9 protein-coding genes are annotated in these 13,052 nt (G+C 62.8%); 4 read left to right on the plus strand and 5 right to left on the minus strand.

Annotated elements, in window-relative coordinates; translation table 11 throughout:
* Positions 1–51 precede the first annotated feature (51 nt).
* The 4 genes from DN388_RS10120 to DN388_RS10135 form a co-directional block, all read right to left on the minus strand.
* Entirely contained in the window at positions 52–2,499 is a 2,448-nt protein-coding gene (locus tag DN388_RS10120) for a TonB-dependent receptor (protein ID WP_254999436.1), read from the minus strand.
* A 117-nt stretch (positions 2,500–2,616) separates the two neighbouring features.
* Complete coding sequence (locus tag DN388_RS10125) at positions 2,617–3,570, minus strand: FecR domain-containing protein (protein WP_054915412.1); 954 nt, start codon at positions 3,568–3,570, stop codon at positions 2,617–2,619.
* On the minus strand, positions 3,567–4,085 hold the full coding sequence (locus tag DN388_RS10130) for a sigma-70 family RNA polymerase sigma factor (RefSeq protein WP_054915411.1): 519 nt from the start codon (positions 4,083–4,085) through the stop codon (positions 3,567–3,569). The genes DN388_RS10125 and DN388_RS10130 overlap by 4 nt, the downstream gene beginning before the upstream one ends.
* A 279-nt stretch (positions 4,086–4,364) precedes the next feature.
* Complete coding sequence (locus tag DN388_RS10135) at positions 4,365–6,539, minus strand: TonB-dependent siderophore receptor (RefSeq protein ID WP_254999438.1); 2,175 nt, start codon at positions 6,537–6,539, stop codon at positions 4,365–4,367.
* Positions 6,540–6,714: 175 nt separating this feature from the next.
* Between DN388_RS10135 and DN388_RS10140 the strand changes: the two genes are divergently transcribed.
* Both DN388_RS10140 and DN388_RS10145 read left to right on the plus strand, forming a co-directional pair.
* Positions 6,715–8,169, plus strand: coding sequence for a DUF1254 domain-containing protein (locus DN388_RS10140; protein WP_254999440.1), 1,455 nt, complete (start codon positions 6,715–6,717; stop codon positions 8,167–8,169).
* A gap of 33 nt (positions 8,170–8,202) precedes the next feature.
* Positions 8,203–9,696, plus strand: coding sequence for a DUF1254 domain-containing protein (locus DN388_RS10145; protein WP_043862979.1), 1,494 nt, complete (start codon positions 8,203–8,205; stop codon positions 9,694–9,696).
* 56 nt (positions 9,697–9,752) lie between these two features.
* Here the strand turns inward: DN388_RS10145 and DN388_RS10150 are convergent, their stop codons facing one another.
* Complete coding sequence (locus DN388_RS10150) at positions 9,753–10,316, minus strand: recombinase family protein (protein WP_043862978.1); 564 nt, start codon at positions 10,314–10,316, stop codon at positions 9,753–9,755.
* Between the two features lie 297 nt (positions 10,317–10,613).
* On the opposite strand from DN388_RS10150, the gene DN388_RS10155 reads away from it, so the two are divergent.
* Both DN388_RS10155 and DN388_RS10160 read left to right on the plus strand, forming a co-directional pair.
* Positions 10,614–11,681, plus strand: coding sequence for a fatty acid desaturase (locus DN388_RS10155; protein WP_043862977.1), 1,068 nt, complete (start codon positions 10,614–10,616; stop codon positions 11,679–11,681).
* Between the two features lie 187 nt (positions 11,682–11,868).
* Positions 11,869–13,014: a serine hydrolase domain-containing protein gene (locus DN388_RS10160; protein WP_236176877.1), complete on the plus strand. Its 1,146-nt coding sequence runs from the start codon at positions 11,869–11,871 to the stop codon at positions 13,012–13,014.
* Positions 13,015–13,052 lie beyond the last annotated feature (38 nt).

Raw genomic sequence — 13,052 nt, forward strand, 5'->3', positions numbered from 1 at the left:
AGGACGACGGACCCCTGGCATGAACACCCATGCCAGGGGCCCGAAACCTGCTCAGAACTGCGGTGTGTACTTGACGGTGAACATGACGTTGCGCGGGTCGCCGTAGTAGTTGTTGGAGGCCACTGCGGTGTAGGACGGAATGTAGTAGACCTTGTCGAAGAGGTTGTTGAAGTTCACCGCCAGGCCGATCTCATCGCTGACCTTGTAGCCGATGCGTGCATTCCAGATCGTGAACCCTGGCGTCTCGAATTTGCGGTCGTAGGCGACGGCGCTGCTCTGGCTGTTCAAGCCACCGCCGACACTGAAGCGGTTGAAGTCGCCTGGCAATGTGTAGTCGGACCAGATGCGCACCGTGTGCTTGGGGGTCCAGGTGGAGAAGATCTTGCCTTCGAAGGTGTTGTCCTCGATAAACTTGGTGGTGTTGTAGACATAGCTGGCAGACGCTTGCAGGCCAGGCAGCACTTCACCGTTGATTTCAGCCTCCAGCCCCTGGCTGCGCACCTTGCCGGATGCCTCGGAGCAGTTCGAGCCCCCGCACTGGGACTCGGTGTTGAGCATTGTGACGGCGCGGTTCTGGTGGTCGTAACGGAACAGGGCAAGCGAGGTGTTGAGCCGCCCGTCGTTGAGCTCGCCCTTGAGGCCGACTTCATAGTTGCTGCCGGTAATCGGCTCGATCGTGGAGCCGCCCACCCCGATGGCGCTCTGCGGAATGAACACGTCCGCATAGCTGGCGTAGGCCGACCACTCGGGCGTCAGCGCATAGACCAGCCCGGCGTAGGGCGTGACCACGCCATTGTTGGCCTTGTCACTGTTGCTGGGGTAGCTGAAGGCATTGCGATCGTAGATCTGCGAGTCGTACTCGTAGGAGTACCAGCTGGTGCGCCCGCCCAGGATCAGTGTCAGGGGGTCGGTGAGCTTGACGCGCCAGGTGCCGTAAATGCCTTTTTGCACGATCTTGTACTGGCTGTCGGTGCGCGTGCCGCGCGCCGCCAGGCTGTCGTAGTTTTCGTACGGCAGGTGGTTGTCCAGGTCGAAGATGTTGGCGCCTACGCTGCGTACTACGGCCATGGTGTTGTCGCTGGTGTAGCGCGAGTAGTTGCCCCCGAGCACGACTTCCTGATCGAAACCCAGGCCATTGAAGTCGCCGTCCACGAACAGGTCCAGGCCGCGGCTGTGCGAATTGAAGTCTGTCGCATAGCGCCAGTTGGCGACGCCGCTGCCATCGTTCGCCACACCGGTGGGTGTCACGATGTAGGCATAGGTCATTTCGTTGCGTTCGTTGATCGCGACCGCTGCTGTCTTGAACTTCCAGTGGTCGTTGAATCGGTGCTCCAGGTCGACGTAAAGGGCCAGTTGTTCGGTCAGCCCGCGGTTCCAGTCGGAGCCGGTGTACGTCGAGCGGGACAGGCCGATGTCACGTCCGTCGCTGTAGCGTGGCAGGCCGGCGACCATGGGCGTGAAGCGGGTCTTGCGATCACTGATGCCAACGCCCAGGGTGGTGTTTTCCGACAGGTCGAAGTCCAGGGCGCCGTAGACCTTCTGCTCCCATCCGCCAACGTGGTCGATGAACGAGTCGCGGGTGTCGTAGTCGACCACGGCGCGACCGCGCACGGTGCCCGCCTCATTCAACGGGCCGCCGACATCCGCCTGGGTAGCGTAGTGGTCCCAGCTTCCGGCCTGTGCGGTCAGGGTCACGGTGGGCTTGGCCTGGCCGCGCTTGCGCACCAGGTTCACCGCGCCGCCCGGGCTGTTGGCGCCTTGCAGCAGGGCCGCGCCGCCACGCAGCAGTTCCACCCGGTCGTAGAAGGCCGTGGATTCGGTGAGGTAGCTGCCCAGTGCATAGATGCCACGGGTCATGGGCACGCCGTCGTACTGCAGCGATTCGATCTCGAACCCGCGCGAGGTGATGAAGCCACCGGTACCGGGGCTTTTGGCAAAGGTCATGCCCGGTGCGTTGGCGAACAGCTCAGGCAGGTTGGTGATGTTCTGGTCGTCCATGCGCTGGCGGGTCATGACCGTGACGCTTTGCGGGATGTCCTTGAGCTTGTGCTCACTCTTGCCGATGGTGACGGTGCCCGTGGTGTAGGAGCCGGTACCTTCGGTGGTGCTGCCCAGCGTCTGGCCGCTGACGTTGATCGCGCTCAGTTCGAGCGAGCCGTTGCCGGGGTTGGACGCGATCAGCAGGTACACGCCATTGGCCTGGCGTGCCACCTGCAGGCCGCTGCCCACCAGCAGGGTGGCGAAGCCGCCTGCGACGCTGTAGTCGCCCTGGAGGGCGGGGGCGCGGCGGCCCTGGGTGCTCGCGGCATCGAACGACAACACCACCCCGGCGGCGCTGGCAAAGCGGCCCAGGCTTTCGGTCAGCGTGCCGGGCGCGATGTCATAGGCACGGGTTTGCTCGCTGGACGCATGCGCGGCCAGGCCGGCGAGCGGCCAGGCGGCAACGCTGCCCAGGGCGAGGTGGGCCGCCAGGGCCAGTGCGGTGTGTGATCGTTGCATGACGCTCATGTTTCCTTCCCCAGAACACTCAGTTGAACTTGTGGGAGGGAAGGCCGGATGAGCGTCGATGAAAGTGCAAGTAAGTGAAAATTATTTTCATTCGTGGTGCCGGCTGGCTCAGGTGCGCGCCACAACCGTCACCCAGTAGCGCGTGCGGCGCTGTACGGTCAGCGGGAATGCGCTTTGCAGCGCCGTCAGGGCCAGTTCGGTATCGGTGATGGGGAACGCGCCGGAAATCTTCATCTGCGCCACCGCCGGGTCACAGTTCAGTACGCCGGGGCGATAGCGCGCGAGTTGCGCCAGCAGGGTCTGCAGCGGGGTATCGACCGCGATCACGCTGCCTTGCTCCCACGCCGCCACAGCGGCGTCGTTGCTGCGCAGGCTGCCGATCCCGGCCGGGCCGAACGCCACCCGCTGACCGGCATGCAGGCGCAGGCGCTCGATCGGCTGCACCGACACCTCCACGGCCTTTTCCAGCACCGCGACTTCGCTGCTATGGTCGTCGACGCTGACGGTGAAGCGGGTGCCCAGGGCCAGGACGCTGCCGTGGCGGGTATCGACCCTGAAAGGCCGGGCGGCATCGTCGCGGGCGGTGGTGATCAGCACCTGGCCGCGGTGCAGTAGCACACGCCGCTGCTGCATATCGAAATCCACGTCCACGGCGCTGTCGGTGTCCAGCAGCATCTGGCTGCCATCCGCCAGGCGCACGGCACGGCGTTCGCCGACGCCACTGCGGTAGTCGGCGTACCATTGGCGACGGGTGTCGCTGCGCCAGCCCAGCGTCCCGAGGACCCCACCGCCCAGCAGCATGGCCAGGCCGTACAGCACCTGGCGGCGGCTGTTGCCGCTGCCCAGCAAGGTGGAGGCGGCGATACGCCCCGGCAGCCCGGCAAAGCTGTGGCTGACCGCCTGCATGCGTTGCCAGGCCTGGCGGTGCAGCGGGTCGCTGTCGTGCCAGCGTTGCCACGAGGCCTGATCCTCGGCACTGACGGTGCCGGATGACAGTTGTGCGTACCAGCGCGCGGCCTCACGCACCGCCTCGCGTTGGGCGGCGGAGGGGGAGCGATTCATTCGACGCTTTCCCACTGCATCAGGCAGACATGTTCCATGGCCTTGGCCATGTGGTTGTTGACCGAGCGCAGGGAAATATCCAGGCGCGTGGCGATCTGCGCGTAGGGCAGGCCCTCGAGCTGGGACAGGATGAACACCTCACGCACCTTGGCGCCCAGGCCGGCGAGCATGCGGTCCAGCTCCACCAGCGTTTCGAACATGATTGCCTGCGCTTCGGCGCTGGGGATGTCGGCAAGCGCAATGCTGGCCAGGGTTTCCATGTAGGCCTGTTCGAGCGAGCGACGGCGGAACAGGTCGATCATCAGGCCTTTGGCCACCGTCGACAGGTACTGGCGGGGTGCACGGATTTCCAGTGATGTGCGGGTCTTGAGGAGCTTGACGAACGTGTCCTGCACCAGGTCCGCCGCATCGCAGTGGCTGCCCATGCGCTTGCGCAGCCAGCCGTGCAGCCATGAGCTGTGCTGCGCATACAGCGCGCCGACAGCAGCAGGTAGGGCAGGTGACTCGACCGGCATGATTGCATCTCAAATGGGAATTGGTTGCATTATTATTCGGATCACGAGGAGGTGGCAATATCGGCAGGTGCCAGTGCGACGTGGCAGCGGGGGCGCTGACTCGCCACGAAAGGGTGCTTGCCAGGCGTTCGCCGAGTCATCCTGGATGGCAGCTGAAGGATTTCGCAGGGCGCGAGCAGGGGCGGGGGGTGTACGCAACGGTGTGTCGATCGAAAGGCAGGACGTGCGTGGCGCACCGCGCACAGACAACAACACGGCGCATCCCTGCGCCACTTCACATCAGAAACTGTACTTGGCCGTGAGCATCATGTTGCGCGGTGTGCCGTAGGTGTCGCTGCCATAGGTGGTCGAGTTGGAGATGGACGAGTAGTACTTGCGGTCGAACACGTTGTTGGCGTTCAGCTGCAGGTCCAGGTTGCGGGTCAGCCGGTAGCCGGCCATCAGATCGGTGACGGCGTAGCCACCCTGTTCCAGGCGATAGCTGCCACCGTTGGCCAGCGCCACGTCGTTGTACAGGCGGCTCTGCCACGACACGTTGCCACCCACGCGCAGTTTCTCCAGCGGGCCCTGGAAGCGGTAGGTGGTGGTCAGCTTGAACAGGTGCTCGGGCGTGTCGGTGTCAAAGCGCTGGTTGACGTTCTGCGGGTTGGCGGCGTCCTTGAGGGTGTGCACGCGGGCATAGGTGTAGCCACCGCCCACCTGCCAGTTCTCGGTCAGCGCACCCTGCAGCTCGAAGTCGATACCCTGGCTGCGGATCTCGCCCGAGGCCTCGTAGCATTCGGTCTGCGGGCAGTTCGGCACGAACACCTGCACCGCGCGGTTTTCCTGGTCGATGCGAAACAGCGCCAGGCTGGCGTTGAGCGCACCCTCGAAGTACTCGCCCTTGATGCCCACCTCGTAGTTCTTGCCCACGATCGGCTTGACCGGGGTGCCGGAGGTGCCCTTGCTGCTCTGCGGGGTGAAGATGTCGCTGTAGCTGACGTAGACCGAGTGATGCTCGTCCAGGTCGTAGATCAGCCCGGCATAGCGGGTGACGTTGCGGGTGACCTTGTAGTCGCCGTCGCCATCGCGGTTGTCGTAGTCATACCAGTCCAGGCGCCCGCCCAGTATCAGCTTGAGCGGGTCGGCCAGGCTCAGGCGGGTGGTCAGGTACACGCCATCCTGGGTGGTCACTTCGCGGCTGTTGCCGGTGTGGGTGAAGTTCGGCTTGCCGGCATCGATCGGCCAGTTGGGGTCGTAGGGGGCATAGTTGTGGGTGGTCATGTCGTAGATGCGCTTGCTGGCACCCACCACCAGTTCATGGGTGCGCCCCAGCGCCTCGAAGGGCCCGCTGACAAAGGCATCCACGCCGGCCTGGTTTTCATCGTGGGCCGACTGGTACACGGTGCGTGCCAGCGTGTTGTTGACCCAGCGCGACTGGTACGAGCCGGAGAACAGCGCGTTCTGTTCGGAATAGTTGGCGTTGACCTGCAGCTTCCAGTCGTTGGCCAGGCGCTGGCGTACCTCGGCAAAGACGGTGTTGATCTCCTGGTCCTTGTTCTCCCAGGGGGTACCCGGGTTGTACGAGCGCGGCAGGTTCAGGTGATGGCCATCCAGGCCGACCATCGAGGCGCCCCAGAAGTAGTTGGTCTTGTCCTTCTGGTTGGAGAAGCCGAGGGTCAGGGTGGTGTCGTCGCTCAGGTCCGCCTCGGTGATGGCGTAGAACAGGCCGTGGGTCTCGTCCACGCCATCGACGAAGCTGTTGCTGTCGCGGTAGGACGTCACCACCCGACCGCGCAGGGTGCCGCTGTCGTTGAGCGGGCTGGAGGCATCGACCTCGCCGCGGTAGTCGTCCCAGCTGCCGGCCGCACCGGTGAGGGTGACCTTCTGTTCGGCCAGCGGGCGCTTGCGCACCAGGTTGATGGCAGCCGAAGGGTTGCCCGCACCGGTCACCAGCCCGGTGGCGCCGCGCACCACCTCCACCCGGTCGAACATCGCCAGGTTCGGCTGGGCGCCCACGGTCCAGCCCTGGTAGCCACTGGGGATGCCGTCGTACATCAGGTTGTCGATATCGAAACCGCGCGCCGAATACGTCTGCCGGCCAGGGCCGCTGGAGAAGTCGAGGAACAGCCCCGGGGTGGCCTTGACCACGTCGTTGATGCTGGTCATGGCCTGGTCGTCCATGCGCTGGCGGGTAATCACGGTAACGGCCTGGGGCGTTTCGCGCAGGGTCAGCGGCAGCTTGGTCGCCGTCGACATGGCGCCGGTGGTGTATGACTGGGTGCCTTCGGTGGTGCTGCCCAGTTGAGTGTTGACGATTTCGGTGGCGCCCAGCTCCAGGGTCGCAGCCTTGGCTGGCTGCGGTGTCTCAGAGCTGTCATCGGCCAGGGCGGGGGTCAGGGTGGCCATGCAGATGGCCATGGCCAACAGATTGCGGGGCAGGCCGGAGCAATGCGGCGGGGTAGGGCGCGACATGAAGGGTTCCAGTGGTAGTGATAAATATAATACATATGAGAATCGTTACCAAATGATGTGTCAAGGTGTGTCGCAATAAATAGCGGCGTTCTGGCCGATGCCGCGTCCTCTGCTAGGTTTCTAACCATCACCTTTTGTCACCCCACCCCCAGGCATACAGGCAAGGAAGCACCCGATGAACAAGACACCACTGTTTTTCAGTGGATTGCTCGCTACCGCGGTACTGCTCGGTAGCGCAGCGGCCCAGGCACAGACCCAGCCGGTAGTGCAGGTTGCCGGGCCCGAAGCGGATGTGAAGGTCACGGAAACCTACGTGCGGATGATGGCCAGGGAGGCGTACTTCTGGGGTTGGCCCATGGCCAACATCTTCAACCGCCGGCAGAAGTTCAAGGACCTGCCCGAGGCGGGGTTGATGGGCGGCATCGTGCCTGTGGCGCCGATCAACCACCTGTCGATGCTCACCGACTACATCTCGCCCGGGGAACGGCTCGTGGCCTGCCCCAACCAGGATGTGGTGTATGGCGCAGGCAGCATCGCCCTGGACGTCGAACCCGTGGTGATCCAGGTACCGGACTTCGGCGACCGTTTCTGGGTGTACCAGATGGTGGACCTGCGCTCCGACAGCTTTGCCGAGCTGGGCAAGATGTACGGCACCAAGCCCGGCTTCTACCTGCTGGTGGGCCCGGACTGGAACGGCAAGGTGCCGCAGGGCATCACCCAGGTGTTCCGCGCCAGCACCAACACCGGGTTCGTGATTCCACGGGTGTTCCAGGACGATACAGACGACGATCGCAAGGCCATCCAGCACTATCTGTCGGGCATCGACATGTACCCCTTGTCCAAGTACGACGGCAAGCCCAAGCAGCGTGACTGGAGCCAGTCGCCGAAATTCCCGGCCGAGGCGGCGGGTGAAGAGGAAACCCGCTGGGTGTTCCCGGAAACCTTCTTCGACGAGCTGCCGGCGATTCTCAAGGATGCCAGGCCGCTGCCCGGCGAAGAGGCGCGCTATGCGCAACTGACGGTGCTGGCGCAGATAGCCCAGCGCGATCCCGAGCTGAAGAAAGCCATGATCGACGAGGCGCAGAAGGCTGACAGCGAGGTGGTCAAGCCGTTGCTGCAATTTCGCAACTACGGCCAGCAGTTGCCCCACCACTGGAGCACCATCAGCAACGGCGCGGCGTTCGGCACCGATTATTTCCTGCGCACCGCGGTGGCCCGTTCGAACATCTTCGTCAACAAGCAGATCGAGACCAAGTACTTCTACCAGGACCTGGATGCCTCCGGCACCCGGCTCAACGGTGGCCAGCGCTACAGCGTGACCTTCCCCAAGGGCGCGCTGCCGCCGGTCAAGGGGTTCTGGTCGTTGACGCTGTACAACCAGCAGCACTTCTTCGCCGAAAACCCCTTGGGGCGCTACTCCCTGGGTACCAAGAACACGTCGCTCAAGACCAACCCCGATGGCTCGCTGACGCTCTACGTACAAAGCGATTCGCCCGGCGCGGACAAGGAGAGCAACTGGCTGCCCGCGCCCAAGGGGGCCGACTTCTCGCTCTACGTGCGGGCCTACTGGCCACAGGCGGCGGCGATGAACGGCCAGTGGACGCCGCCGGCAGTGGTCAAGGTCAACTGAACGGATTACCCCATCGCGCCACGAGGACACCTCATGAACCGCTTGAGCAGCACCGTGACGGCCCTGGCCGTAGCCATTTCCCTGAGCAGCGTGGCCAATGCCGCCACCCGGTACGAAGAACTGGCCAACCAGCCCTTCGAAAAGGGCTTCCCGACCGAAGCAACCGCACGCAGCCTCATCGACGAGCTGGTGTTCCAGCGCGCCGTGCAGTCGTACCTGTGGGCGTTGCCGGCGATCAACATCTGGTCGATGAAGGAGGCCTCCGAGAAGCACTTCGGCGCCGGCTACAACATCCTGCCCACCTGGAAGAAACGCATCAACGCCAAGACACTGGTGACCACGCCCAACTCCGACCTGGTCTACGCCATGAGCTACCTGGACCTGGCCAAGTACGGCCCGCTGGTGGTCGAAGCCCCGCCTGGGGTGCAGGGCATGTTCGACGACTTCTTCCAGCGCCCCATCGTCGGCCCGACCATCGACGGCAAGACCTGGCGCGGCGACGTGGGCCTGGCCGGCCCTGACAAGGGCAAGGGTGGCACCTACGTGCTGTTGCCGCCGGGCTACAATGGCCCGGAGCCGACCGAGGGTTACGTCTATCGCTCGCGCACCAACAACGTGTTCCTGTTCTGGCGCACTTTCTTCAAGGACCCCAACGACCTCAGCGTGCCGGTGGCCGAGGTCGAGCGCACCAGGATCTATCCGCTGGGCAAGAAGGACTCGGCACTGGCGATGCAGTTTCCCGATGCCACCGGCGCACCGATCAACATGCTGTTCCCCGAGGACGGTCGCTACTTCGACATGCTGTCGCGCTTCATCGACGCCGAAGCGGTGGACCCGGCCGACATGGACATGCGCGGGTTCCTGCACACCCTGGGCATCGAGAAGGGCAAGCCCTTCGCCCCGGATGCCGAACGGCGCAAGTTGCTCGATGAAGCGGCGCGCACCGCGTTCAAGATGAGCAAGGTGGTCACCAGCCACCTGCTGCCCAAAGAGCCTGGCGGCCTGTACTACAAGGATCGCCAGTTCGTGAACACCTTTGCCGGGGAGAACACCGAGTTCCAGGCCAGTGGCACCTTCACCAACCTGGAGCAGCGCGTGGCGTTCTTCACCTCGGCCTATTCGGACAGCCCGGGCATGGTGATGAACCTGGTCGGCGCCGGTGCCAAATACCCGGCCACCACCCGCGATGCCGAGGGCAAGTTCCTCGACGGTGCCCACACCTACAAGCTCAACCTGCCGGCGAATGTGCCGGCGGCCTTGTTCTGGTCGGTTACCGCCTACGACAACCTCACGGCATCGGGCCTGGACAACGGCCAGCCGTTCCCGTCGCTCAACCAGATGGACAAGCCGACGCCCAACAGCGACGGCTCCACCGACATCTACTTCGGCCCCACCTCGCCGGGCGAGGGCAAGAACTGGATCAAGACCCTGCCAGACAAGGGCTTTCTGGTGATCGTGCGGTTGTATGGGCCCAAACAGGCGTTCTTCGACCAGAGCTGGAAGCCGAGCGACCTGGTCAAGCAGTGAGGGTAGTCCAGCCGGCCTGGAACAACTAGTACCTAGGGCTCTTCTTCTGAAGAGCCCTAGGTCGATTTCAAATACCGATATAACGTCTGGCGACTGATATCGAAATCACGCGCCAGCCGGGATTTACTTTCTCCCGCGCGGGCGCGCTCAATTAAACTTACAACCTGATTGTCGGACAGTTTCTTCTTTCGACCTCGGTAGGAACCCCGATTTCTTGCAGTTGCAATACCAGCGGCCTGTTTTTCGCGCAGTGCCGCGCGCTCGAACTCTGCAAGCAACTCCATGGCCGCGACAATGGGGCCCGCAACTTCACGGCCGTCATCTCGGAATGTCAGGTTTTCATCCACAAACTTGAGCGTGACCTGTTTTTCGATCAAGCGGCGAATGAAGTTGCACAACTGCTCGGTATTGGCCGAAAGCGAGGCCATGCTGTCCACGATCACGGTATCCCCGCACTGCAGGTAACGCAGCAGCTTTTCAAAGCCTGCGCGGTGGGTGGCCGTGTCTGCAGGGGCATCGTAAAACACCGCGTCGAAGGCATCGGGGCTGGCTGGGCTGGGTACGCTGGCGTCTGGTTTCGGTGAGGCGAGCCGGCAATATCTGATGCGATGCAATCTCATGGTGCCTCCTTGGCAATACTTGTACAGCGTCGTTTTATATTTGTACAACCTGTAACTAAATTAAATATCCTTACACGTAACTGTCACGCTGAACCCACCCAAAATACACAGTTGCAAAGACTTTTACTTGCCTTATCATTTTGAAGCTTGAAATGATTTTAACAAGCTTCACGCAAACAGTCGATTTGCGTTTATATAATGCGCGCATGCATTCACCTACCCGTTGTATAGCCCGAACAATTGACGCGGCCGGTTTAACCTGGCGGGGGATTGTCCGACACAAACAGAGGATGAGGTATGAAAGTCTTGGAGGCAGCAATGGAACTTGAACGCCCCACTACCGATCAGCAAAAGATTGATCATGTTACCCGGCGTATTACCGAACATGGTAATTACCTGCGCCAGCGCTATCCGATCCTGCAACATCAGAATGCGCTGGGCGCAGGTGTCATGGCGGTGTCCCTGATCGGCATGGTGGTGAGTGGGGGGCTCTACCTGCAGGGGTCCATTCCTGCCTGGGGCTGCATTCTGATAAACGCGCTGCTGACCTCGTTCATTCATGAAATAGAACACGATCTGATTCATCGCCTTTATTTCAGAAAACAGCCGCTGGCGCACAATGCCATGATGTTTTTATGCTGGTTGGCTCGGCCGGGAATGCCCAGCCCCTGGTTAAGGCGAAGTTTGCACTTTCATCACCATAAGGAATCGGGCACCGAGACGGATGTGGAAGCCTGGATCACCACCAGTGGCAGCCCCTGGGGTGTACTGCGGTTGTTGAAACTGGTGGACGGGTTCATCTTCGGTTTTCTCAATGCGGTATTTGCCCCAGGCTGGCGGGAGAAAGTCCGCTTGCTGGTCAAGATCGTCCGGCTCAATACACCCTTCGGGCTGTTGTACTGGGGTTGCTGGTATGTGTTTCTCGGCTACCACCTGTATGCCTGGCTTGGCGCGGTCAGCGGGCACGAGGTGCACAGTTCCGCGACCACACTGGCGGTGATGGACGTGGTCAACAGTGTGGTCGTGATCCTGGTCGCGCCCAACCTGATCCGGCAGTTCTGCCTGTTTTTCATCAGTTCGAACATGCACTATTACGGTGATGTGGCACCGCGCAATGCGCTGCAGCAAACTCAGGTCATGAACGCCTGGTGGCTATGGCCGTTTCAATTGTTCTGCTTCAACTTCGGCAGCACCCACAGTATTCACCACTTCGTTGTCAGGGACCCGTTCTACCTGCGCCAGATGACCGCGCCTTATGCGCATCAAGTCATGGCCGAGGCCGGTGTTCGGTTCAATGACTTCGGCACCTATAAACGCGCGAATCGTTATTCCCTGGCACACACGCACACGCGCTCGCGTGGATGAATGTTCCATCAACCTGTGTGTTTGAGGGGGCGCCCCAGGGGGCGCAGTCGATAGTCAGGTTCACGAGCCAACAGTAATGCGTTCGGGTCTGTCAGGCGCCGAGACAATCATTGTCGCCTGGCAGATCTGCTACGCAGCAACGTCGCTCGGTTACAGGGCAACACTTCAACGACGAGGAAGACGAGGCATGAAAGCGCAAGGGATATGTGCCCAGCCCTTCGAGGCGGTCCGGCAGGCCTTCGAAGCGATGTTCGATGATCCGCAGGAGCGGGGTGCCGGGCTCTGTGTGCAGGTGGACGGGGAGCGGGTCGTCGACCTGTGGGCCGGTGTGGCGGACCAGGAGGGCGGCAGGCCCTGGACGCACGACACGCTGGCCAACACCTTCTGTGTTGTAAAACCCTATGTGGCAGTGGCCATCCTGATGCTGGTCGAGGCGGGCCGGCTGGAACTGGATGCGCCGGTGGCCCGCTACTGGCCCGAGTTCGCCCGCAACGGCAAGGCCAGGGTCAGTGTGCGTCAGGTGATGAACCACACCGCTGGCCTGCCGGCGCTGCGGGGCCCCGACCATAACCCGATGATGTATGACTGGGAGCACATGGTGCGGGTGCTGGAAGACGAGCCGCTGTGGTGGGAACCGGGCACCGACCTGGGCTACGGCACCACCACCTTTGGCTGGATTCTGGGCGAGCTGATTCGTCGGGTGGACGGGCGCGACCCCTGCGCCTTCATCCATGAACAGATGCTGGACCCTCACGGCCTGGACGTGCACCTTGGCGTGGACGAGACGCAGTTTCACCGTATCGCTCGCTTCGACAGTGCCACCGGGCGCGTTGGCGACCCCTACTCGCAAGCGCTGCGCACGGTGGTGAAGAGCGAGCCCTCGCATATCGCCACATTCGCCTTCACCAACCCCGGCATGGTGCCCAGGCGCACCAGTGACCCGCGCTGGTGGGCCTATCGGCAACCGGGGGTGTGTGGCCATGCCACCGCTCACGGCCTGGCCGGTTTCTACAGTGCGCTGCTGGCGGGCCACTTCATCGGCCCTGAACTGCTCGACGAATTCACCCGAGAGCACAGTCATGGCATGGATCGGGTATGGATGCGGCCGATGCGCTACGGGCTGGGCTGCATGCTGGAGCAGCAGGTCGACCCGGCGGCTACCCACGCCATGGGCCCGGACACCTTCGGCCATATCGGGCTTGGCGGCCCGATCAGCTTTGCCGACCCCGAGCGGCGCGTGAGTTTCGGTTTCGTCACCACGACCTCGGGTGGCCACAGCATGATCGATCCGCGCCCCGGCCGGCTGTCAGCCCTTGTCTATGCGGCGCTTTGAGCGCGGCGCCAGCGTGCAGCGGCAGTTGCGTGCGGGTG

It is taken from the genome of Pseudomonas sp. S12(2018) (assembly GCF_024355235.1).
Lineage (GTDB): Bacteria > Pseudomonadota > Gammaproteobacteria > Pseudomonadales > Pseudomonadaceae > Aquipseudomonas > Aquipseudomonas palmensis.